Raw genomic sequence first — 22762 nt, forward strand, 5'->3', positions numbered from 1 at the left:
CTACTCCACGTTAGATGGACTGGTAAATCTGGTTTGCGAAGTCGAGCACCACCGTCGGCCCGGTCATCCCGGGGATTACTGCCGGCGGCGCGGGCAGGTTCTGCACGATGCTGGTCCACACGATGGTGGCTACCGGCTTCACGCTGTCGATAGCGGCATAGATGTCTGCGTCGGTTACACCGCCCTGGATCATCGACAGCGATGCGTACGAGGCCTGCGATGGCGTGCTGTAGCCACCCGTAGACGCGCCATAGCCAGCGATATTCGGGATGCCAGTGCCGGCGGGACGGAAGGCGATCACGAACGCCTGGAACGGCATCGACATCGAGCCGTAGGCGCCTGCATAGCCGTAGCCGATCAGCGGTCCACCGTACGCCCCGGTGTCCGCCGGGCGCGTTGGCTCGATCACCACCGGCGTGCGGCCGGTCAGGTCCTGCAGTACCCGGATCAGCCCCGCGCGCGTGGCGCGCTCGCGGAACAGGTTGATCAGGATGCGCGCCCGGAATGAGTCGTCCGACTGGTTGGCCGCGCGCAGCAGCGCCGAGCCGAAGAAGTCGGCCGCGATCATGTCGAGCCAGCCGTCGGTGGCGGACTTGATGCGCGTCTGCAGCCGCGCGTAGCTGAGCAGGCTGTAGATGAAGGCGCCGGTGTAGGCCAGGCCCTGCAGCAGGCCGGTGATGACCGGGGATTGGCTCTCATCGGGAAACCAGCGCGGCAGGTAGCCGCGCAGCCGCCGGTAGACATCGTTTTGATCGCCGACTGCCATTTATGCCACCGAGATCGTAGAAGCCTTGATGGTCTGCTTGGCCGTGGCCACCAGGTCAGCCGTGCTGCCATTCAGAGTAACGCCCGTCACGTTGGTGACCCCTGGCGATGCATCGTAGGCCACCTGTGCCAGGCGGCTATAGGGCAGCGTCATGGTCTGCGCCACCGGGTCGCGCGGCAGCGCGTTGATGAAGTTCGTCAACGCCATGTTGACGAGCTGCCGCGTGGCGGCGCCGTCGTAGCCCGCGCCGATCGTGCAGGTCATTGCCACCGAGGCATTCAACAGTGCCGGCGCGAACACGCCGAAGCTGCTGCACAGCGGACGGACGGCGTCGATCGCGTTCGCCACGGTGGCCAGAAACGTACTGCCCGGCGCGCCTGTACCGTCATCGACCACCACATAGAAGTAGCCCATCTGCACCACGCCGGCGTAGGTCTGGTTCTCCACCAGTGCGTAAGTGACGCCCTGCTTGAGGGACGTGATGGCATAGCCCACGGCATCCTTCGTGGCCTTGGACAGGCTGCGGATGTAGGCGATGAAGCGCGTGCGCAAGGCTGGGTCCGACTCAGCGTCAGCGCCGTTGGCAAAGCTGGCGCCGTTCGTGACGGTATCCACGCCCGAAATCGCCCCGGCGATGACCGAGACCGCCCCGATCACAGCGTTGCCGGCCGCGCCGGCCACCACCGCCAGGACGGGCACGCTCACGCTAGACGTGCCCGCCGCCAGCACATAGCCGCCTAGCGTGGCGCTGTAGGCCGGATTAGTCGTGTCGGCGACAACCGCATACTGCTGCGTGCCGTCGCCCGTCTGGACGGTGGCGCCGACCGGCACCACGGCCTGCTGCGTCGCGGTGAAGCGAGAAAACGTGACTTGCCCGGTCGCGTATGTGGCCGGCAGGCGGCTCACGCCGAAGTCGGCCACCCAGCTGTCCAGGTCGGCACCGCTGGACGTGGCCGCACGCGTGATCGCCAGGACCTGCATGATCAGGCTTTCGAGCCAGACCGTCACCGCGGCGTTCGCCTCCACAACCGCACGCAGGATCGACCCGATCGTGAGATCGAGCAGGACGCTCGCATAGCCCTGAATGGCCGTCACGCTCTCGCGCACCAGCGTGGTGAAGTCCTTCGTGGAAATGGCCATATCAGCGGTTCACGTCAAAGCTGAGGGTTACCGGCTTGCGCGTGGTCGCGCTGGTGTACCGGACGGTCACGGCGAAGCCGGAATTGATCTGCTGCAGGTCCACCTCGGGCTCGGGCTGCCGGGCAACTGCGTCTTCCATCAGGACCTGGCTGCGGATGAGCGCGCGCAGCCCAGGCAGATCGGCGTTCTGGCCGATCTTGGCCGGCAGACCAGCACCGTATTTCGGGTGGAAGATGTACTCACCCGGGTTGGTGACCAATCGGCGCACGATGCGCTGCTGCGTGCGCGTGTCAGCGCTGGCGTGCCCGAGATCGCCGGTCGGCGAGACACCAAGGTCGTTCCCGACCCAGTGGTCGATGTCGTTGAGAAGCTGCGGGGTCATACAGGTGTGCCTGTGTTGGCGCCGCCGTTGCCGTTGCTATGGCGGTGCGTGCTGCCGATGTCGACGCCGTTGTTGTGGATGGTGCCAGTGGTGTCCAGGTTGCCGGTCACCGTCGAGGTGGCACCCGAACCGTTGTCCCCCGAGATGGCCATGCCGCCCTGCCCGGTGATGGTCTGCTCGACCAGCAGCGTGTTGTCCATCTGCACGGGACCGACGAAGTGGTGCAACTGGGCGGTGTACTTGGCCGTGGTCTGTGCCACCACCTCGACGGTGCCATCGTTCTTGAACCGCAGCGCCGACCCGGACCGGTGCACGATCCAGAACTCGCCTGACGGCGCGCCGGGTGGCCTCGCCGCATCGCTGTACAGTCGCCCGCAAACGTAGCCAGTCTCGATTTCGCCCCCGAAGAACTTCACCTCGACCTGGTCGCCTGGGCTGGGCGGCGCGTCCAGTCCCCAGGTATTGCCGACCCATGGCGAGGCGACGGGCAGCCAGCCTGTCAGGGTACGGTCGGGGAAGTCCGGGTCGGCGGGTTCCAGGCGGACCCGGGCTGAAGCGTTACTGGGGTCGTAGCTGGTGACGATGCCGACGCAGCATTCCGCCCGCCCGGCCTGTGCCAGCTCGGCAGCAAGTGCCATCTGGTTGCGAAAGCGCTGCATCATAGGGGCGGCACCGAGTCGGGGTTGTGGTTCTTGGCCGAGATGTCCATCACGTAGCCGCCTTCCAGGCTCATCTGGCGCGTGATGCCATCCACGTAGTAGTCCTGATCGAAGGCGGTCCCGGTGCCCGTCAGGCGTACCAGGGTGGTCTGCGTCAGCACGTTGTCGCCCGGCAGCCGCGCGCGCAACTTCATCTCGTGCTGCGTGATCTCGCGGTGCGTCTTCTCGGCAAGCTTGTTGGCCCGGTCCTGATCCAGGCCACCGCGGTTGATCGGGTAGATTTGCTGGTTTCCGAAGGGCGACGCCTTGCCCGGCTGGATCGTCTTGCCCCGGCTCGGGTAGTAGGCCGTAATCGTCTTTGCCGTCTTCAGTTGCCGGGACCGCACCACCACCGTGACGCCCTTTGCGACCGTCAGGCTGCGCGACAGCCACAAATCCCGCACGTTGGCCAACGGGTTCCCCTGGTCGTCCACGACCCAGCGCAGCTCATAAACGTTGGAAGGCCCACCCACTGGCGCAGACGAGATGCCGCTGAGCTGTTCGTTCAGGTCGTGGTAGCGCTTCTTGTACAGCCCGCGCGCCCTATCCAGGGTTGCCGTCGCCTCTGCCACCTTGGCGAGCCCCGCCTGCTGCGCGGCTGCGGCCGCGGCGTCGTCGCCGGCGGCCACCGCGGCATCCTTCGCATCGGAATCGGCCAGCGCCTCCTTGTTGAGGGCCTTCGCCTTCTCCTGCTCGGCCCGCCACGCTGCCGACACCTCGTCGAACTCCTTCTGCAGGGCGGCCTTGTCCACTGGCACCACCGGCAGCGTGTCTTCCTGCCGCGGCTCGAAATGCAGTTCCTGCCCCTTCACGTAGCAGATGAACCCCTCCTCCGAGGCCAGCCACGTGAGCAAGTCCCACTCGCTGCGCTGATCGACCATCCGCACGTGGTCATAGGCATACAGGCTGCCGGCCTTTGTCGTGGTCGCCGTCACGACAGGCGTCAGCTTGTGTGCCTGCGCCAGCTGGATGGCGATCTCCGACGAGGTCAGGTTCTGGTACTGCATGGACGTCTTAGCGTCGATGAATGCGGCGGTCAGGTCGCGCCCGGTCAGCACCAGGGTGGTGGCTACCGGGTCGTAATCGATGTCGTCGACGCGCCCGTAAATGAGGCTTTGCAGGTCGGATTCGCTGAAGTTGGATGGGTCGCTAGGGAAACCGGCAAAGATCTCGACGAACGCCTCCGTCTGGGTCGCGAACCACGCCGCGTTGGTCTCGGCGGGCAGCGCGGTCACCGCGAAGGACACGCGGAACGTATCGGCCTGGTAGAACGTGTTATTGTCCACCGACCAGTCGATCCAGGCATCCACGCGCACGCCGGCGACCTTGACGATGCCGCGCGGCTGCCGGGAAGCAGGCTGCACAGGGAGTTCGTTCAGGCTCATGAGTTCACCAGCCCGCCAACCTGGTCCTTGGAAGGCGGAATCGTCACCGTCTGGACCGAGGGAGGCAGTTGCGGATCGCCGCCGAGCTGCGGGTTGGCCTTGGCCAGCCCCGTCCAGGCCATGGCGTCTCCCCACTCTTTCGCGGCGATGTCCATCAAGTTGCCGCCCGCTACCGTGACCTGCTTCGCGCTGGCGTAGATCGATCCGACGTTCAACTGCACCCGACCCATGACGCGATCAAGCTGGATCAGCGCCGGCAGCTGCTGCGCCGCCAGGATCTGGCCCGAAATTGTCTGCACCTGGCGTGCAATGGGGTTGTTCGGCAGGATGCCGCCCAGCGTGGTCACGTTGACCAGCGTGTTGTTCACCTGCGCGACGATGCTCTGCGCCTCATTGCGCAGCGCAGCGATCGGCTGCAGCACACTGTTTAATGTGGACTGCGCCGCGTTGGCAAAGCTCGACACGGTGCTGACGGCGTTCTTCACGGTGCCCATCATGCTCGACAGCGAGATGTTGCCGATGCCTGAGACCAAGCTGTCGGCCGAGGCGATGTCGCCGTTGATCAGACTATCGATGCTGGGACCGCCCGTGCCGGCGGTGGAGAGTGTGAGGTCTTCCACCACCTCGCAAGTGATGTGGTACGGGATCTGGTAGAAGCGCTCGAAGTCCGCCCGGAATTCTCGGATCAGCACGGCGTACACCAGCTCAGACCATTTGAGGACCACGGGCGCCCCTGCCACCCGCATCCCATCGAGCGCCCGCGCGCGCGCCAACGCCTTTGGCCCACGCAACCAGCCCGACCACTCGGGTGGCGCAGAAAACGCGCCCATGGCGTCCACGACCTTCACGCCGCCCACCAGACGGTGGACCGCCAGCTGCTGCTCGCCACCAAACGGGATCTTCTCGGGGACTTCTTCGCGATCAAACTGGAAGTCGCCGAGCTGCATGACAAAGTCGGCCATGGCTTATCTCAGTGCTGGCGGGCGCATGCCCATGCCGGTGTCGAAGGTGCCGGGGCCGGTCTGGGGTCGGGCAAGGTCCCGGGCCTGGTGGAAGCTGGTGGCTTCGGCCAGCACCCGACTGTCCAGCTTGATCGCAGTATTCACCTGGACCATCTGCGGCGCAGGGGTGCCGATTGGATCCGCCTTGGCCAGTCGGCGGTCGTTCTGGTCGCTGACATCGGGTGCGAGGTACGCCTTTAGCGCCCGATAGCCCATCCCAATGAAGCCGCCATTCCCTAGCCCGAAATTCGTAAGGGGCGCAAAGGGACCGCCAGCCGCTTTTAGTCGCTCGTTGAGCCCTTCATTCTTCTGACCCCACTCATTCACCGACCGGAAGAACTCGGTGCCGGTGTTCAGAAGCTTCGTCACTGCCGGCAGGATGCCTTTACCCATCTCTGACTTCATTGAATCCCACGCAGCGACAAAGTCCGCCTCGGCGCCTGGCGCGGTTTCTTTCGCTTCCTTGATCGTGCCCTCGACACCCTTGGCATTCTTCACTAGCTTGGCGTCGCGCAGCGCTTGCGCCTGCTGGGTGGTGAAGTTGGCCGCCATATTCGAGCCCTGCCGGTTCGACACCAGGCTGTTTGCGAATGCGATCTTTTCCGAATCAGACTTTGCACCAGCCTTCGCAGCCGCAGCGTCCATGTATTTCATGATCCAGCCAGCGGGGTCCTCGCGCAGCATCTTCTCGTCGACGATGTTCTTCAGCGCCATCGACTTGATAGTCTTGCCGCCCACGCTGCCGCTGGTGACCTCGGTAACCTCCGCGAGGCCGGCGTTCGCCAGCGCCGCCATGGTCTTCTTCGGCGTGCGGCCGGCGATCAGGTTCTGGTACAGCGACATCAGGGCCGTACCGGTGCGGGAACCGCCCTGCTCTTGTGCCAGCGTGGCCAGGTTCATGATCCCCTGGTCGCTCAGTCCCTTGAATGCCGCGCCGCCCGTCTTGGCCATGGCCTCTAGGTCGGTGAACTTGAGCGCACCGCCAGAGCCGGTCACCATGCGCTGGGCCAGATCCAGCCCGCGCATGAACTCTTCCTTGTTGTTGGTCAGGCCGCGCATGTCGTTGAAACGCATGACCGCGCGCACCGCCCCCTCGTCAAGGCTGCCCACCTTGCCGCTGAACAGCACGGAGTTGGCTGCGTTCAGGGCCGCCAGCGTCGGCGCGACCTGCTTGGCGACATCCAGATTGCCGAACATGCCCACGGATTCCCGAAGGGTTTCCATCAGCGTGGCGCTCGACGTGCCGAACACCTTGGTGCCGCGGGCAAACTTGTCGGCATCCTTGTTGACTTCATCGCCCAGGTTCATGGTCCGGAACCGAGCGGCGGCCAACTGGTATTCCTTGCCAGCGTCGTACAGGGCCTTGGTCACGTACAGCCCCGCGAAGCCGGCCGCCACAGGCGCCAGCGCGCCACCGGGCAGCCCCATGCCGACTGCGCCTACCCCGAAGCCGCCTGATCCGACGTGTACGTTTCCGCCGTGGCCGCCAAAACCACCACCAGCGCCGCCGGCAGCTGCGCCGCCGCCGTGACGCCGCGGCACGGGGATGAACCCGCCAGGGCCCGGCAGGCCGGGCGGGCGCTGCCCGCCGCCACCGGCGCCGAGCTGACCGATGAAGGCCGACCGCGATGCCGCGACGCCGGCGGCGTGCACGGCATTCATGCTGCGCGCAAGCTGCGCTGCCTCGGTGTTGGCCCTCCCCATGTTGTTCGCCATGGTGCCGCTGGCGCGCGAAAGACTGCGGATGCCGGCCACATGCGTGTCCATCTGGGCCAGATGTCGGTTCACGTTGGCCGCCAGAGCATCAATCCGCCGGAATTCGGTAGCGAGTTTCAGCAGTTGCGGCGCGATCAGGTCGTTCAGGACCAGGGTGGCGCCGATCTTATAAACGTCGATCATGGTGGCCTATACTCATCATTCCAGAGTCCGTTGCCGAACCCATGCGCCCGCTGAAGATCCGCATTCACGAATGGCTTGCTGACCACATATCGTGGGTGCAGTACCCAGAATTGGAGATCCCCGAGCTGCCGACGCCGCAGCAGCGCATGGCCACGCTGAACCGGCGCGCGCTATGGATTACTGGGGCGATCTTTCTGGTAACGGTTGGCGGCGGCGCCATCGTCGGCGCGATTTCTGGCCTACTTGAGCCGCGGGTTGCGCCAGCTCCGGCCCGCCAGCCAGGCAGCGACAGTCCGGCCAAACCGCGCCTGAATGTCTTTACCGGCACGGATAGCCGCCGGGCCTAGCACAGCGCGCGGCGGAATCGTCCGCGTCCCGAGCTCGTGCCAGACCATCTTCTGGTCGTTCGAACCCACCACCGCCTCAATGCCAATCACCGTCGTCTCGATACTGTCCCGCATCTGCCCGTTGCGCAGCAGTGGTGCGTCGACCGGATAGCCCTTCCGGATCTTGTCGAACTCGGTTTCAGCGGTCAGCTCTTCCCACTTCGCGAACGGGCCGACGGCCGGCTGGTAATGGGCAATCTCCGACTTGGCGATCTTCTGGATCAGCTCAGCGCCCTTCTCAGCGACGTGGTGCGTCACGGCGGGGGCCTCAGCGGCAAGCGCCGTCAAGTGGTTGGCGAAGTCGGCCATGCTGCGAAATGTCCTCATGTCCGCTCCCTGAAGGCCATCGCCTCCCAGTCGAACTTCTCGCCATCAAACTCTCGCATCACCACGCAGGCGGCGAAGCGCTCTTCGGCCGTGTAGGAAAAGGCCACGTCGTACGGCACGCCATTCTTGATCAGCAGCATGGCCTGCCTGAACGCCGGGGCCCGCGCTAGTTTTTTGCGGCTTCCGCGCCCCCGCCGCCGGCAGCGCCATCGATCTTGGCCATGCCCTGCTGCACGGCCACCATACCGGCCTCGTCCAGGCGCTGGATCAGCGCTTCGAGCTCCAGCTTGCTGGTGGGCGGCAGGACCGGCTCGCCATCGATCGCGGCCACATACAGCACCGGCAGGCACATGTACCGGTAGACGCTGTTCTCTGCTGCCTCGGGGCCCATGGCCTCGACCAGGCGGAACTGCGCCAGGATGCCAGGCTTCTTGAGGGTGATCTGGCGCCCGGTCGAATCGGACACCATCGTCTCCGCGGCGGCGCGCGCCACGACTTCTTCGGAGGGGCGAAGGGTAACGGTTGGGGTGCTCATGATTTAGCTGATCCGTTTGCGGCGCGTAGCCATGAAGGTGAGCGAGAGCTTGACCGAGGCGTCTCCAGCGGCCTCGCCGCCATCGTCGAGCGACAGCACGACGCCGTCGTACCGCCACTGGGAAATGGCACCGCTCGGCTCCGATACCGTCTCGTAGATCTGGCACGGCTGCTCGTTGATTCCCGAGTAGTAGTCCGTTTCGAGCTGGTCGAAGTACGACTCGATCTCCGGGCCAGCCCGGTTGACGCCAAACGAGCCGGACCAGCCATCAAAGAAGCGTAGGTGCACAGAGAGGCCGGTGATCAGCTTCACGCGTTCCTGCGTGGTGTCCTGCTTCTTCCGGAAGGTGGTCAGCTTCGGGATCTGCAGTGGACCGGTCGGGGTCTGGATGACCAGCGTGGTATCGCGCCCGACGGAGAGCCCTTGTTGCGGCATGTTGTTCTCCAGAAAGAGAGAAGCCCGGCGAGCCGGGCGGTGTTATCGGGTGCTTACTGCACGATCACGGTGGTCTGGCCGCCCTGTAGGTTGACCAGGAAGTTGCGGACGACCGCCATGTAGCGCGCCTGGACGTTTGCCTGCATCCAGCCCGCGCGGATACGCGCGTCAGGGTTGTTGGTCCTGTCGAGCACGACCTTGTAGGCGTCGATCATCTTGGGCCTCACGTCTGCCATGTTCGACATGAACTGATCCAGACCGGCAAACGCGTTCGAACGGGTATCGTCCTCGTCGTCGAAGCCTTGCAGCTCACCAGTGAACTTCCCGCCCCAGGCATCGATGCTGTACGCGATGTAGTTCGTCAGACGCGTGTAGCTGTCTTCGCGCAACGCCTGGTCACTGCTCGAATTCAGGCCCAGCACGAACGAGAAGTACTTGCCGCCCGGGGACGGGTTGGTCAGTACGTCGATCCCGGCCTGCACCAGTTGCAGCAGCTCGGCGGTCGAATAAGGCTGGTTGTTGTAGGTCCGCTGGGTGGCAACGATGCCCTGCAACTGCTTGTTCAACGTGCTCTTCTCGGGTGACTGGTTGACCATCAGGCCCAGCGCGAACGCTTGCGGCGAGATGAGGCGCACTTGGTTGATGGCCGTGTCGTTCACGTACACCCAGTCGCCGAAGATCACCTTGCCTGCGTATGTGTCGATGCCGGCAGCGCCCTTCGTCGTCGCGGCATTGCCGATGGTGTCGCCTGCCGGCCCGACCATCTGCATATAGGAACCCTCGACCAAGCCAAAGGCAACCTGCGTCGACCAGGTGGTCGAGTCGTCGCAGTCGGCCAGAGCAATCACGCTGGCGCCGGACTTGCGCAGGGCGTACATGCCCTTGCGGGGCGCCGTGTCCGTGCCCAACAGCATCGAACCGGTGACGGAGGTCGCCCCGTCGGTGCCACCGATGAGCGAGATGGTGGCCGGCAGGGTCGGGGGCGCGGCACCGGCACCAGCGGTGGCCACGCACATCGTCGACGGCCCCCGGAACTGGCTGTTGCCAAAGTTCACGGCCTTGACGAGGTTGTCGCGCAACGTGGCGCCGGCGCCCGGGATGTTGTCATAGACCTCAGGTTGGTAGCCGGCCAGCGTGATGGTCAGCTTGGTGGTGCTGGCCGCGGTGCCAGTGCCCAGGATCGCGGAGATGCTATTGCCCAGCGAACCGGTGTACTTCGACGTGAGGGTCACGAAGTTCGTGCTGAAAGTAGCGGCTGCGGCCACGTCGGTGCCGTCGGTCACGCGCACGAGCGCGAAGGCGCCAACGTTCCCCTGCATGGCGGCCCAGTTGAGCACGGTCAGCAGGTCGTACTTGCGCGCCTGCATCGGCCCGAACACCGCAGCACCGCCAGGATAGTCGGAGACCGGAACGGGCACGCCGACCGGCCCCCAGGTGGCCGTGCCAACGATCCCGCCGATGTTGCTCGGCACGCCGTTGATGGGCGCCGGGCCCGGTGGTTGGATGGCGACGATGACGCCAGGCACCTGCTGTGCCGTCAGGTTCACCTGCCCTGCTTGAACAACGGTCATGGATGGCTCCAGAAACGAAAAGAGCCACCCTCAGGTGGCCCGCATTGATGCGATGTGGGTTACTTGGACTTGGCCGGCGGGGCGGCCACCTTGACAACGTTGTTCGACTGCTCGGACGCGAGGACGACAGCCACCTCCTGAGCATCAGTGATCTCGTCGCCGATCTGGTAGCCGTTGAAGGGTGAAATGACGCGAAGAATCATGGTGGGCCTCACGTGTAGATGGTTTTGATGACGGCTGGCGCGTCGTTCTCGACGACGACCTGGCTCTGTGTCACCTCGTATTGCTGTGCCAGCACAGTTGTCGAATATTCGATCCAGCACGCTAGGTCGCGGCGATAGATCCGCTGCTTCTGTGCACTGTCGTCCCAAGAGTTCGACAGCGCGCGCGAGCGCAGCGTGCCAAACGACCCGTCCGGCAGGGTGATACGGTTGATGCCGGCCAGCGCAGAGTCAACGGCACCGCCCAGAAGATCCCGACTGTCATAGCTGTTTGCCCAGACAGAAATCAGGAACTCCTGATCCTGCCTGCGCACCTCGCGCTGCCTCGTCGCGGCGCCGCCAACGCGCGGCGAAATCGACGCTTCATGCAGCGTGGCGCTCTGGTAGACCTGGTTCACAAAGTCCAGCATCAGCGTCGCACCCTGCGAAATCGTGATCACCGGGCCGCTCGAGGTGGTGCCGGGGAAATCTGTCACGATCTGCGTCGCGAGCGCGGTAGCAATGCCGGTCAGCGTGTCGCCAGCCTGCACCGAGTACACGTACGCTCTTCCGTCGATCACCAGAGCAAGGTTCTGCGGTGTGGAAACGCTGCCACCCACCGTAACCACCTGCCCCGCCACACTCAACGTGATGGTACGCAGGGGCGGCGCCACGGTGCGCCACTTGGAAATGGCGCTGTCCACGGGCTTTACTGCGCGCGGGAAGACGCTGACGTTGATGATGTACTGAGGCAGGTCCGCGTCGAGTTGCGCCGGCATGGGCCAGCCCGCATAGACGCGCACGCCGACGCCGGCCACTGGTGTCTGACCAGTTCCGTTTGGATACACGGTCTGCGCGATCAGCGCTACCAGCGCGCGCGAGGCGTCGGAGAGATCTGCCATTACGCCTCCAGCCGCTCAGCCAGCAGGTTATGCCCCAATGAATTCCAATACGGCGCCGTGACCTGGTAACGCTGCCCCAGATCGTCCACGACGATATCGCCGCGCTGGACGGCGCCCAGCGTAAGTCCGCCGAGCGGGATGAACACGCGCCAGAGGGTCCGGTTTGCGGCATCCGCTGGCAAGCCGGCTTCGGGGCGCGCACCAGTGCTCTTGTGCTGGATCGACGCGGGCAGCCCGGTCGCGATCGCCTGCTCGAGAGCCAGACCGGCGCCCGACGGTGGCAATGCGCCGAAACCGGTCTGCGCCGCCTGGCGCAGGATGCTGACGGTGCGCGGGTAGATGAAGCTCATACAAAGGCCAGTACGCGGAACGGATCGAGCTTGCGCCGCGTATCCGGGTTGATCTGCGATGCGCTGAAGCGCTCGATCTCGGTGTCGCCGGCGCGGTATTTCTTCATGTCGCCCATCTCGGGCGTGGCCTGGATCGCCTGGATCAGGCTCGCGCAAGCCGTTTTGACCTGCGCCGGCAGGTTGACGTACTGGTAACCGGCCACGTAGCGCAGCTTCACCTCGGTGTAGTAGGCCAGCAGGATGCCGGCCGGTACCCACACGTTCCCGGTTGCCGCGTCGAACCCGGCCGCCGTGACGTTGAACAGCTCCCACGCCGGCGGGCCGCCGAACTTCTGCAGCGAGGCGATCAGGTTGAAGTCTTCCAGGTTGAACCGATTCGAGTCACCGCGGCGCCCGTAGCCGTAACGCCCGGTGCCGGCGATCAGGCGCATCAGCGGGCGGCGGCTGGTGCTGGTCAGCGGCCGGCCATCCGGGATCCGCCGCTGTTCCTTGATGACAAGGTCGGAATCGACGGTGGCGCCCGCGCTGTGCGCGAACAGCACCTGCTGCAGCAGCAGAACCGTCCCGGAGATCGACGCGATCACGCAGGCCTCGACTGTCGTCGGGGCGGTGCGATCGAGCACGACCACGTCGCCAACCTCGAACATGGCTGCCATCGCGCCGGCGTCGACCGGCACGTTCTGTCCAGGCGCGATCGCCGCGGGCAGTTGGAACGAGAACGTCGGATCGAGCGCCTTCATGTAGGCCGGCAGGCCCTTCGCGTCAGGCACCCAGATCAGACCTTCGGGGCGGCAAAGGTACGCATCGATCAGCGTCGAGGCCGCGGTGACCTGGTCGGCCGTAGCCGTCGGCACGCCGAACGCCGCATAGTCGCTCGGCTGCAGGTACACGCTGCTGGACATGGGTTACTCCGGCACGATGATGGGGCTGCGCTTGGCCAGATCGTTGTTCAGCAAGTAGCGCCCGAGGTTTTCCGACACCTCGGCCACACCCTCGACGAACACGACGTTGAACTGCTTGGGCTTCCGATCCTTCCCCTTGCCCTCGACGAAGTCGGAGATCGGGTGCGAGACGCCGGGGGCGACCATCAGGGTGTGCTTGCCGCGGCTGCCAGGACGATAGACTTTCATGCGGGGGGCCTCAAACGAAGAGGGCCGGTGCGATGCCCGGCCCATGTAAGGGAAAACAGCGATGCCACGGGGAAAAAAGACCGGGCGACTGCAAGCCGCCCGGCAAACGCTGCCCCCACGGCAACAACTGGTTAAGCGCGATTCACCACCACCAGCGCGTGAGCGTAGGTGGCGCCCTTCACGATCATGGTGTCGAACTTGACGCCGACGAACTGGCCGGACAGGTTGCCGACCAGGCCGAGCTGGAACATGCGCGGGTTCGGGTTGTAATCCGCGCCCGAGATGACGGGGATCTCGATTTCGGATTCCATCAGGATGGCCGCGTAGTAGTTCTGGTTGCTCGCCGGCGGTGCGCTAGCACCGTACTTGGCGGTGGTGTCGGTCGGCATGAATGCATCGCCGATCAACGGCAGCTTGCCGGCCTGCGTCGAGATCGCGGCCACCGTCACGCCGGCGGTCACCTCCATGGTGTCGAGCGTGATCTTGGATGCCTTGGCTTCCTGGTCGATGTAGTCGCCGAGCACCGGGTTCAGGTAGATCGCCGTCGGGCGGGCGTTGTACGCCGGGTTGGCCAGGATATTCGCCACGGCGGTCTTCAGGCCGTCGATGATCGAGGCGCCCGGCGCGATGGTGGTGGTGACGCCAATCTGCGCCAGCGCGCCCATCCACTCCAGGGTGGTCGGCGAGCTCATGCTGGTGTCGGTGCCAGCCCAGAACATCTTGGCGCGCTTCACCTCGATGCCGCTGATGATGTCGTCGACGTCCTTGGCGACCACCGAGGCGAACTGGCCTTGCTGCTCGGTCACATCCTTGTCGAACAGCGACAGGTTGGACTGAGCGGTCACGGCCTTGATGAAGGCCGGGCGCTCGACGCGGGTCGGGCCGGTGGCCGTCGCGGACAGGTTGCGCGGGTCAACTGCGGCGCCAGTCGCGATCGCGGTCTGCTCGAAGTAGCGGTGCGGGTGGCCGGTGGCCGGCACCTGGGGCACGCGCTGCAGGGTCACGCTGGTGCGACGCACCACGTCCATGATCTCGCGTTCGAAGATCGGGACCTCGATGGCGCCGGTGCCGAGATAGTCGGCTGCGGCCTGCAGGGACATCATTTCTGCTTGTTTGACGGACATGTTTTCTCCTGATTCCTTTGTGGACGCCGCTTACTGCTTGGTCGCGCTAAGCACGCCGCTGGCCATCAGCTTCAGCTTCGTCTCGATGGCATGGCGCCCCTTGATGCCCTGGGCTTCCAGCACCTTGTCGACGTCGGTCGCGGTCAGCGTGCCGGCCTCGGCGGAAGCGGTCAGGCTGTGCTTGTCGAGCAGCAGCTTCACCTCGGGGCTGAGCGTCTTGCGCTCGGGTTCCTTCGAGCCGTTGAAGGCGGCGGCACTGAGGTCCGTGACCTTGGTGGTCGCGGCGTCGAGCGCTTCCTGCATCGGCTTGAGCGCCGCAGCGACGGCGGCAGCGATCTGCTTCTCGGTACCGTCGCCACCCTTCTCGGCACCGGCTTCCACCCGGCGATTCAGGTAGTCGTGATCGGTGTAGATGTGCGGAATGTTGCCCTTGATGGCATCCGATTCCATCGCGGCGGCCATGTGGCGCAGCACGTTGGCGTGGCCTTGGGTGGCGTGGGTGCCGATGCCGGCGGCTTCCATCGAGGCGGCGCACGAGCGCAGTGCTTCGACGTGCGGCTTCACGCGGTCGCGGGTGGCACTGGCTTCCAGCGCGGCCTTGGCGGCGCCGGCTTCCATGCCCTCGACCTTCTCGCCAATCACCTTGACGGAGTTGGCCAGGCCGCTCACGGCCAGCAAGAGCTCTTCCATTTTGTCCATATCAATCTCCGGGTCGGCCTGTGCGGCCAGTGACGTAGTGGTGTAGGCGGCCAGGTCCTTGTAGAGGACGGCGGCGCCGGTAAAGGTGATGTGATCAACTACCCACGGGTCGGCTTCCAGGTTCCGGATGCGGGCGTCGGCTTCATAGCTGAAGCCAAGATCGTCCTGCTCGGATTGAATCAGCGCGACTTCCTCGGGGAAGTCCTTGGCGTAGAAGAAGCCCGCGATGTGAATCGCGTCCCCTTCCACGAATGCCTCGGTGATGAGGCCGATCTTCGAGCGGCTGTCGTGACCGTCGAGGTTCCGCTTGAAGTCGACGGCCATGCCCAGCAGCGAATCGATCGCCGCCTCGGCCACCGCCTTCGAGATCAGCGTCTTGTGCCCGTTCGCGCCGCCGACCGGGTTATCGGAAGGCGTATCAAGGCGGGTCAGGATGCCGGTGAAGGGGTGCCGGTTCGGGTGGCCAGCCACCTCGGGCACGGCAAGGCTCATCGCCTCGAAGGAAAACGACGCCGTGAGGCGCCAGTCCGCCGTGCTGATGCCGAGTTCATGCGCCCGCGTCAGGATGCGATCGCGCGCCAAGTTCCGTTCCGTGTCGCTCAGGCCCTTGGTGTCGCTGACCATATTCCACGCCATACGAACATGATTCGCGTCGTGAATGGGTAGCGCCCGCTTGCCTGGCACTGCGAAGTCGGATCCCGGCAGGCGGTCGCGTTGTTCTTTCGTGAGCGCCATGGGTGTTCCTTACAGCAGGTTCTCGAACCAGTCGAGCACGTGGCGGTATTCCTCGGCCACCTGGCTTTGGCTGGCTGCGATGGTGTTGCGCAGCTCGGCCAGCTTCACCTCGATGGCGTTCAGCACGCCGTGGGTGGCATGCTCGCCGGCCTTGGCGGCGTCGGCCGCCGCGCTGCTAACTGCTTCGCGCAGCGTCTGGCGCGCGGCCGGGAAGACTTCGGCAACCGCTTCTTCGGCACCACTGACGGCGCCGGCCAGCGAGTCGATGGGTTCATCCGGGGTCGACAACGGCAGCGGTGCGACAGCGGTCGTATCCGTGTTGAGCTGCACAGCAGCGCCCGCGCCAGCGGCATCGTTCGGCGGCGTGCCGCCCTGCCCCGCGCCGTCCTGCGCGCCGGCGGCATCGCCACTGGTTGCTGCGCCCGCCTTGGCGGCGTCGGCAACGGTGGTGTCGGCCGAGTCCGCCTTGGCGGCGGCGGCAGCATTCGTGTTGGCTTTTGCCATCTCGCCCCCTTAGAGCAGCGCTTTGATCGACGCGACCAGCGCGTCGGTGTTGGTGCCGAGGGCGCCAACCTGGTTGAGCTTCAGCCGCAGCTGGCCGACGAGGATCTCGATCTCGTTGATGGCCGCGGCGGTCTGCGGGTTCTTGGCCTTCTCAGCCGCCAGGCGCTCAGCAGAGACCTGTTGATGTCCGTTTGCCATGTTCTGGCTCCTACGAGAGCGACGCGATCACGGTCTGGATCGTCGCGATGTTGGCGTCGCCGTTCGGCAGACGAGCCGAAAGGGTGGTCAGGGTGGCCGCCAGTTCCTGCGCCTTGGTGATGGCCACACCGAGCAGGCTGGCGACGTCCGCGCCATAGGCTTCGGTGCTGCCGTTTTCCGCCGGCGTCGGGGTGATGGCGGTGAGAGTGGTAACGATGCCCATGTGGCCCCTTTAGGCGGTGATTACGACGTCGAAGGTGCCGGCGGCCAGCGTGTTCGCGGCCAGGCGCGGCGTGAGCGTGACGTTGAAGCCGACGGCCGTCTTGGCGCTGACGAACCAGGTGGCATCCTGGCCGGGGCTGACCACCACGGCGTACTTCGGCGGCAGCTTCAGGCCGCCCACGGCGACGGTGACCGCGGCGCCCGCGCCCCCGCCGACGCCATTGGCCACACCGATGATCGAGCCGAGGACAACCCGGTCGTTCAACTGCGGCTTGGCGCCATCCGGCGCCGAAACGGTATGGGATTCAAAGCTCATGGGCTCTCCTGTGTGGGCACGCGCCCAATGAAAAAGCCGCCCGAAGGCGGCCGGTGGTGGCGGGCGATGCGCCCCTATTCCTTGGTGGCGAGGTCGGGATTCATCGTCTTGGCGCCCTGGGCCCCCTTGACGGCGATCTCGACGTCGGCATACGTCATGTCCGCCCAAGCGCTCTCGAGCGGGGGCTGCCCCAGCTTCTCGCGCTGCTGGTTCGGCGTGATGGCGTTGTTCTTGTAGTACTTCTCGTAGATGTCGGCCGTGGCCTGCTCGTCATCGCGGTCCAGGCCGAGGAAGCGAAACCAGATCTGCGAGTAGCCCAGTTGGCCATGAATCGACTTGCGATTGATGTACGACTGGATCAGGCGCGCCAGCGGCGTGATGGTCACGTCCCAATCGGCGTCGTCCGATACCTCGGCGGTGCTGCGGTTCACGTCCTGCACCACGCCGAGCTTCATCGGACTGATGCCGAACGCGATTGCGATCTCGCGGATCACGAATTCCTGGTACTTCAGGAACAACGCATCGTCGTTCGTGCCCCGCAGCTTCAGGATCTGGGCTTCGTCAAAGCCGATGATCGGCGTCTGGCCCTGCCCCTCGATATCGTCGCGCCAGTAGTTCCGGAACGACTGCAGCGACGCAGCATCCATGCCCTTGAAGTTGAGCAGGTTCTCGGGCTGCGCGTTCGTCGTGAGCTGGCCGGCGTACTCGCCAACCCCCAACTGGCGGTTGATCGAGTCGAACGCTATTTCAAGTGGCCCCGCGCTGTACGGCGAGGACGTGTTCGGGTCCATCCGGATGTAGACGAGTTCATCATCCGTCAGGTCCTTGCCGTGCACGCCGCCGACGTTGCCGTAGCCGATCACCTGGCAGTAGCGCGCCTCGTTGCGGCCGCCAGCCCAGCCGGGATAGATCTGGATCGAGAGCGCATCGACCGGCCACATCCACAGCGGGCGCGCCGGGTCGCTGCCGACCTGGTGCTCGTAGGTGCCGGCCGCGCCGATCAGCAGATCCTCGACGAGCTGCTCGACGAACGACCGGAAGCTGTCATCGCGGTTCGGCGACTTCAGGCAGTTCGTGGTGACGTCGATCTGCTGCTGCAGCGCCCGGTTGCCCTTGACGCCGGGGATCGGCGATACCTCCCATTCCAGCTGGGCAATCGGGTTCTTGATGTAGTTGATAGCCCGGCGCGCGTACGGCGTCGAGGCGAACTTGCGCAGGCTCGTCGGCGACGGCTTGATCAGCGGCCGGTCCCGCATGTACCGCTGGCCGCCCAGGCTCATCAGCCGGGCGTAGGCCTGCGTGTCGCGCTGAGGCGCCTTGCGCAGCCGGCCCGCCACCAGAGCCTTGAATCGGTCGAGAAATGCCATATGGTTCCTATACGCTGCCAAAGGCAAATTTCGGCTTCACAACCGGCCAGCGCGAGACGATGAAGTAGCCAAGCGCGTCTGGCGGGTGGTCCTTGCCGGAGGCTTTGTCAGGCATGCCGTTCTTGTCATACACCTGCTGCTCAAGGCACTCGGTCACGGTCGGGCACTTCCGCGTGTTGACCTTCAGCGACCGGATGCCCGCGCCACTCAGGATCGATGCGTTCACGGCGTTCACCCGGTCTTTCACCGCCGGGTTCGTCGGATTGACCTTCACGCTGATGCCGTGGTCCCGCAGGATCTGCAGATCCGACAGCGAGGCATTCACCGTCTTGTGAGCCTGCCCGCTGGCATCTGGATACGCAGTGATGTGGTGCCCCGGGAATCGCGCTTTCAGCAGCGCTGCCATCGCCGGCGTATCCCGGACTTCCGTCAGTTCATCCAAGATCATCGGGTATCCGAAGCGGTCCACGCCGATCACCGCCGTGCAGTTGTAGACGTTGAAGTCGATGCCAACGTGCAGCGGCTCGTTCGGCAGGATCTCCGCGTCGGTATTGTTCTTGCGCCGGTCAAAGTCCGGATACACCGCACCGCTGGTCAGGTTGACGAACAGCCCTTCCAGATACGCTTCAAGCAGCTGCGGCGGGTAGATCGCCCGCAGCTGGTCAACATAGCCGTCCGGCAGGTACGGGTTACTCGACGTGGGCGCGCGGTAGAGCGCGTATCCATCCTTGGGATCCTTCTCCCAGGCCTGATAGACGAACCGGAAGCCTTCCGGTGTGGTCGCGATGGCGAGCGTGTTCTTCTCGCCGTTGGGCTTCTTCTTGCGGCACCGCGCGAGGCACTTGCGCCAGGCGTTGCCGGCCTTCTTCTCTTCGAGCGTGTCGAACTCGTCGATGCCGCCATCCGAGATCTCGAACCCGACGATCCGGTCCGGATTGTCCAGCGTCCGGAAGATCACGCTGCCGCCGGTCGAGAGCTTCAGTTCCTTGTCCGACTTGTTCAGCTTGTGCCGGATCCGCATCGAATCCAGCCGCTCCTCGAACTTCGGCCATGCGATCAGGCTGATCAGGTCGTAGGTCGGCGCGAAGTACCCGACGTTGAACTGCGGGTACAGCAGCTTCTTGATCATCAGCCGCGTCACCAGCGCGTCCGACTTGCCCGCGCCGAACCCGCCAACGAAGGCCGGAAACTGAGAGTCCGAGAAGACGAATTCTTCCTGCGGCGCGGTCAGCGCGAGATCGATCTCGAGTTCATTCATTCGACTTGCTGGAGCGGCGCACGGTAATGCGGATCGACTGAGGCGCGGCCCGGTCGGCATTGAGCTCAGCCAGCTGCGCGCGCTTCAAGTCGGCGTCCAGTGCCTGGTTGATCAGCACCAGGCGCCGCGCTTCCAGCGACTCGATCCGGCCGGTCAGCCGGTCGATGATGCTGACGTAGTCCCTGCGCTTGGTGTGGACCTCGGTGCTATCACCGTCCTTGCCGCCCTTCTTCTTCACCGCCGAGTCCAGCTCCAGCTTCTCGCCGTTCTGACTCTCCAAGGCCAGCGCTCGAGCAAGCCGGATGCGCGTCAGGCGCAGCTCGTCGTCGACGCCGCCCAGTTCAATGGCGTTGAAATCGCCCTGCTCTTCCGCCGTCAGGTGCTTGCTATAGAGGGAACCCGGCTTGACCGCGTTCTGATTCGTCTTGGGCGACTTGCCGCCGTGCATGCGGCAGCGCCCGTTGGCCATTGCAGCGTTCTTGCACGGGGCGCCCGAGCGTGTTTTCGCCCCGCACACGTCGGCCATGTGGGCCTCCTATGAGCCGGCCTGGACCTGCCTTGCATGGGGTGTTTTTCCAGAACGGCAGGTCTGGGCCGTTTATTCGTCACTCCTGAGGGTCAGGAAACAGGTCATCCGACACGTCCACATCGCCGCACGCGGCCACCGCCCGCTTCCAGTCGCCCTTCACGAACACCAACACGTTCTGGTGCGCCTTCCCTAGCTTCCGGCTGGCGCTGAACTGCTTGGCCGCGCGGATGGGCAGGCTCCCCAGCGCCGTCAGCAGGATGGCCTCGTTATACAACTGCATGCCGGCGTCCAGAAACGCCTCGATGGTGTCGGCCACGAAGTTGCGGTAGCACCCGGTACCGCGGTGGCTGCGCACGTCGCCGACGACGAAGCAGGCGAAGCGGTCGGGCTTGAGCTGCCCCACCGCACCGGAGATCACCTCACGGTAGGCGGTCACGAATGCCGGATAGTCCATCGTGGACAGGTCCGCCGGGTCATCCGAGTAGCGTTCCAGGTTCGCATATGGCGGGCACGAGAACACGAAATCCGCCTCGACATCCGCCAGGTGCTGCCCGATGTGCCGGCTGTCGCCCACGTGCCAGGCTGGCGCGGGGTCGCCGGCGTGCAACAGATCCAGCTGCGCACGGTTGGCCTGCACCTGCTCGGCCCGCAGATCCATGCCGATGTACTGGCGCCCCAGGCGCGCCGCGACGATGCCGCGCACGCTGCCACCCGCGAACGGGTCCAGCACCAGGCCGTCCGCCGGGCAGAACCAGCGGTACGCCAGCTCGCACAGCACCGGGTCAAAGATGCTGGTGCGATGCTGCGCAGGCGCGCCGCGATCTGCCTTCTGCTGGTCGGACGCCGACGAGAATGCCGGCGCGTCGCGGCCCAGCTCGGACTGGATGCCCAGCGCCAACCACGCCTTCTTGCGGTCCTGCCAGTCCGCGTCGCGCGCATTGAGCGTGCTGAACGGCGGGACCATGAACTGCTCGGCCAGCGAGCGACCGCCGCCCGTGGGACCGGGTGATGGCGGGTCCAGCAGCTCGGCCAGCTCGCCCGCGTCGAAGCCGATCACCGACAGGTCGAAGTCCGCGTCGCGCAGGTCCGCCAGCTCAATCGCCAGCAGGTCCACATCCCAGCCGGCGTTCTCGGCCAGCTTGTTGTCCGCCAGGATGTAGGCGCGCCGCTCGTCTGCTGACAGGTGCGACAGGTCAATCGTGGGCACCTGGCCCGGCGTCGGGCAGTTGGCAATCGCCTCGCCTGCCGCCCACATCAGCGTGGCGGCCTCGATCCGGCCGTGTCCGGCCAGCAGGTCGTCGCCGGCGACCAGCGCCGGGTTGGTCCAGCCGAACTTGCGCAGCGAGGCCTGAATCTGCTCGATCTGGCCGGCGCTGTGCGTCCGCGCATTCCGCTCGTACCGGACCAGCTCATCCGCCGCGCGGTAGGCAATGGCGAGCTCGTCGGTCTTTTTCATAGGCGGGAATAATGCGCGGGACGGGGAAGAAAATAGCCCGGCGGGAGGCCGGGCAATCCACCACGGGGTGGGTGGAGGAGACACTGGTATCGGCTACGAGCGAAGCTCATAGCCTTGGTGATGGTGCTGCATGCGGGTAGCGGCTACGGACGCATACGCTACGCCGTGCAGGGCTGCACCGTATTTGGCACATTAAATGCCTGCGCGAGCTTATTGATTCGCCTGCGACACGTTGCGCCACTTCACTCGTCGCGAAGTACACAAAATTATTTACTCAAGCCCTTGCCTTGGTAAACATTTTTGATTACTATACATCCATCGCAACAAACAACGGAGGTGCGGTGAAGCAAAGTGAGTTTGTCCGGTGGCTATCCCAACAGGGGGCGACCTTCAAGCAAGGCAGCAACCACTTGAAGGTCTACCTGAACGGAAGGCAAACGGTGATCCCAAGACACACCGAACTGAAGAAAGGAACGGTAGAAGGGATCAAAAAACAACTGAACCTAAAGTGAGGGCGGCCCCGAAAGGGGCTTGTCCCGCGACGCTTCACCGCACTGATCGAAAGGACCAGCATGCAATATCCCGCAGTCTTTACGCCGGACGTTACCGATGACGGTCGTCCGGCTGGCTTCGTCGTTTCCTTCCGCGACATCCCCGAGGCCATCACCCAAGGCGATACCGAAGCCGAGGCGCTCGATATGGCCGCCGACGCGCTTCTCACCGCGATGGATTTTTACTTCGAGGACAAGCGCCCTGTTCCGCCACCTTCGAAGGCCGAGGAGGGGGAACGGCTTGTTGCCCTTCCCCTCAGCGCGGCGGCCAAGGTTTTGCTGCTCAACGAGATGCTGGCGCAGCAGGTGCGCCCCAGCGACCTGGCAGCCCGCCTGGGCACTACGAAGCAAGAGGTGAACCGGCTAATCGATCTCGGCCATACGACCAAAATCGACCGCATCGCGGAGGCATTGGCAGCGCTCGGCAAACGCCTTGAGCTGAGCGTCGCGTAGCGGATGGATCAGGCGTCCGGCATTCGCCAGGGCGCCTGAATCCACACGTCCCAGAGCAGGAACCAATGGGGCGGCAGGAACATGGCTGGCTCCAGGTCTGCACCCAGTTTCCTGTCGCCATTGACGTCAGCAAACTGTCATAAAGCGGGTCTAAGGTAAGAGTTCGCCCCCTCTGCATTCCCAATGCAGCAGGGATTTCTGGAATCACTTACCGGAGGCACTATGTCTGTCAGTCTCAGGTGC

The 22762-nt window shown here is 64.9% G+C and carries 29 protein-coding genes; 2 read left to right on the plus strand and 27 right to left on the minus strand.

What is annotated here, in order from left to right:
* Positions 1–10: 10 nt before the first annotated feature.
* From AC1Q7Q_RS26600 to AC1Q7Q_RS26730, 27 genes are all read right to left on the minus strand, one after another.
* Complete coding sequence (locus tag AC1Q7Q_RS26600; protein ID WP_492370717.1) at positions 11–766, minus strand: UCP028438 family phage-derived protein; 756 nt, start codon at positions 764–766, stop codon at positions 11–13.
* Positions 767–1906: a baseplate J/gp47 family protein gene (locus AC1Q7Q_RS26605; RefSeq protein ID WP_492370718.1), complete on the minus strand. Its 1140-nt coding sequence runs from the start codon at positions 1904–1906 to the stop codon at positions 767–769. It abuts the gene before it with no gap.
* Position 1907: 1 nt separating this feature from the next.
* Positions 1908–2288, minus strand: coding sequence for a phage tail protein (locus AC1Q7Q_RS26610; protein WP_492370719.1), 381 nt, complete (start codon positions 2286–2288; stop codon positions 1908–1910).
* Entirely contained in the window at positions 2285–2950 is a 666-nt protein-coding gene (locus AC1Q7Q_RS26615; protein ID WP_492370720.1) for a phage baseplate assembly protein V, read from the minus strand. The genes AC1Q7Q_RS26610 and AC1Q7Q_RS26615 overlap by 4 nt, the downstream gene beginning before the upstream one ends.
* Entirely contained in the window at positions 2947–4371 is a 1425-nt protein-coding gene (locus tag AC1Q7Q_RS26620; RefSeq protein WP_492370721.1) for a hypothetical protein, read from the minus strand. Before AC1Q7Q_RS26620 ends, AC1Q7Q_RS26615 begins: the two co-directional genes overlap by 4 nt.
* Positions 4368–5333 carry a hypothetical protein gene (locus AC1Q7Q_RS26625; RefSeq protein ID WP_492370722.1) on the minus strand — a complete coding sequence of 322 codons (966 nt, stop codon included), beginning with the start codon at positions 5331–5333 and terminating at the stop codon, positions 4368–4370. The genes AC1Q7Q_RS26620 and AC1Q7Q_RS26625 overlap by 4 nt, the downstream gene beginning before the upstream one ends.
* 3 nt (positions 5334–5336) lie before the next feature.
* Complete coding sequence (locus AC1Q7Q_RS26630) at positions 5337–7271, minus strand: phage tail tape measure protein (protein WP_492370723.1); 1935 nt, start codon at positions 7269–7271, stop codon at positions 5337–5339.
* Between the two features lie 239 nt (positions 7272–7510).
* Positions 7511–7966 (minus strand): phage virion morphogenesis protein, encoded by a 456-nt coding sequence (locus AC1Q7Q_RS26635; RefSeq protein ID WP_492370724.1) that lies wholly within the window; start codon positions 7964–7966, stop codon positions 7511–7513.
* A 14-nt stretch (positions 7967–7980) separates the two neighbouring features.
* A complete protein-coding gene (locus tag AC1Q7Q_RS26640) occupies positions 7981–8124 on the minus strand; it encodes a hypothetical protein (RefSeq protein ID WP_492370725.1) in 144 nt (47 codons plus the stop codon).
* Positions 8125–8150: 26 nt separating this feature from the next.
* Positions 8151–8519, minus strand: a complete 369-nt coding sequence (locus tag AC1Q7Q_RS26645) for a hypothetical protein (RefSeq protein ID WP_492370726.1) — start codon at positions 8517–8519, stop codon at positions 8151–8153.
* 3 nt (positions 8520–8522) lie between these two features.
* Positions 8523–8954: a hypothetical protein gene (locus AC1Q7Q_RS26650; protein ID WP_416048945.1), complete on the minus strand. Its 432-nt coding sequence runs from the start codon at positions 8952–8954 to the stop codon at positions 8523–8525.
* A 53-nt stretch (positions 8955–9007) separates the two neighbouring features.
* Positions 9008–10525 (minus strand): phage tail protein, encoded by a 1518-nt coding sequence (locus AC1Q7Q_RS26655; protein WP_492370727.1) that lies wholly within the window; start codon positions 10523–10525, stop codon positions 9008–9010.
* Between the two features lie 59 nt (positions 10526–10584).
* Positions 10585–10728, minus strand: coding sequence for a hypothetical protein (locus AC1Q7Q_RS26660; protein ID WP_492370728.1), 144 nt, complete (start codon positions 10726–10728; stop codon positions 10585–10587).
* Between the two features lie 8 nt (positions 10729–10736).
* Positions 10737–11627 (minus strand): hypothetical protein, encoded by an 891-nt coding sequence (locus AC1Q7Q_RS26665; RefSeq protein WP_492370729.1) that lies wholly within the window; start codon positions 11625–11627, stop codon positions 10737–10739.
* On the minus strand, positions 11627–11977 hold the full coding sequence (locus tag AC1Q7Q_RS26670) for a hypothetical protein (protein WP_492370730.1): 351 nt from the start codon (positions 11975–11977) through the stop codon (positions 11627–11629). Before AC1Q7Q_RS26670 ends, AC1Q7Q_RS26665 begins: the two co-directional genes overlap by 1 nt.
* A complete protein-coding gene (locus AC1Q7Q_RS26675) occupies positions 11974–12879 on the minus strand; it encodes a hypothetical protein (protein ID WP_492370731.1) in 906 nt (301 codons plus the stop codon). The genes AC1Q7Q_RS26670 and AC1Q7Q_RS26675 overlap by 4 nt, the downstream gene beginning before the upstream one ends.
* 3 nt (positions 12880–12882) lie before the next feature.
* The gene (locus AC1Q7Q_RS26680; RefSeq protein ID WP_253927236.1) at positions 12883–13107 is read right to left on the minus strand and encodes a hypothetical protein; all 225 of its coding nucleotides are present in this window, start codon (positions 13105–13107) and stop codon (positions 12883–12885) included.
* Between the two features lie 131 nt (positions 13108–13238).
* Positions 13239–14231, minus strand: a complete 993-nt coding sequence (locus AC1Q7Q_RS26685) for a hypothetical protein (protein WP_492370732.1) — start codon at positions 14229–14231, stop codon at positions 13239–13241.
* Between the two features lie 30 nt (positions 14232–14261).
* Positions 14262–15665 carry a DUF6582 domain-containing protein gene (locus AC1Q7Q_RS26690; RefSeq protein WP_492370733.1) on the minus strand — a complete coding sequence of 468 codons (1404 nt, stop codon included), beginning with the start codon at positions 15663–15665 and terminating at the stop codon, positions 14262–14264.
* 9 nt (positions 15666–15674) lie between these two features.
* Positions 15675–16169 carry a hypothetical protein gene (locus AC1Q7Q_RS26695; RefSeq protein WP_492370734.1) on the minus strand — a complete coding sequence of 165 codons (495 nt, stop codon included), beginning with the start codon at positions 16167–16169 and terminating at the stop codon, positions 15675–15677.
* A gap of 9 nt (positions 16170–16178) precedes the next feature.
* Positions 16179–16367, minus strand: coding sequence for a hypothetical protein (locus tag AC1Q7Q_RS26700; protein ID WP_318233114.1), 189 nt, complete (start codon positions 16365–16367; stop codon positions 16179–16181).
* 10 nt (positions 16368–16377) lie between these two features.
* Complete coding sequence (locus AC1Q7Q_RS26705) at positions 16378–16590, minus strand: hypothetical protein (RefSeq protein WP_492370735.1); 213 nt, start codon at positions 16588–16590, stop codon at positions 16378–16380.
* 9 nt (positions 16591–16599) lie between these two features.
* The gene (locus AC1Q7Q_RS26710) at positions 16600–16905 is read right to left on the minus strand and encodes a hypothetical protein (protein WP_492370736.1); all 306 of its coding nucleotides are present in this window, start codon (positions 16903–16905) and stop codon (positions 16600–16602) included.
* A gap of 74 nt (positions 16906–16979) precedes the next feature.
* Entirely contained in the window at positions 16980–18272 is a 1293-nt protein-coding gene (locus AC1Q7Q_RS26715; protein WP_492370737.1) for a phage portal protein, read from the minus strand.
* Positions 18273–18279: 7 nt separating this feature from the next.
* A complete protein-coding gene (locus AC1Q7Q_RS26720; RefSeq protein WP_492370738.1) occupies positions 18280–19590 on the minus strand; it encodes a phage terminase large subunit in 1311 nt (436 codons plus the stop codon).
* A complete protein-coding gene (locus AC1Q7Q_RS26725; protein WP_492370739.1) occupies positions 19523–20056 on the minus strand; it encodes an HGGxSTG domain-containing protein in 534 nt (177 codons plus the stop codon). The genes AC1Q7Q_RS26720 and AC1Q7Q_RS26725 overlap by 68 nt, the downstream gene beginning before the upstream one ends.
* 79 nt (positions 20057–20135) lie before the next feature.
* On the minus strand, positions 20136–21515 hold the full coding sequence (locus tag AC1Q7Q_RS26730) for a DNA methyltransferase (RefSeq protein ID WP_492370740.1): 1380 nt from the start codon (positions 21513–21515) through the stop codon (positions 20136–20138).
* A 341-nt stretch (positions 21516–21856) separates the two neighbouring features.
* Between AC1Q7Q_RS26730 and AC1Q7Q_RS26735 the strand changes: the two genes are divergently transcribed.
* Together AC1Q7Q_RS26735 and AC1Q7Q_RS26740 are read left to right on the plus strand one after the other, a co-directional pair.
* Positions 21857–22027 (plus strand): type II toxin-antitoxin system HicA family toxin, encoded by a 171-nt coding sequence (locus tag AC1Q7Q_RS26735; RefSeq protein WP_492370741.1) that lies wholly within the window; start codon positions 21857–21859, stop codon positions 22025–22027.
* Between the two features lie 60 nt (positions 22028–22087).
* Complete coding sequence (locus AC1Q7Q_RS26740; protein ID WP_492370742.1) at positions 22088–22519, plus strand: type II toxin-antitoxin system HicB family antitoxin; 432 nt, start codon at positions 22088–22090, stop codon at positions 22517–22519.
* The last annotated feature ends 243 nt before the right edge of the window (positions 22520–22762 follow it).

Source organism: Cupriavidus sp. GW823-FHT07A04 (assembly GCF_058794615.1).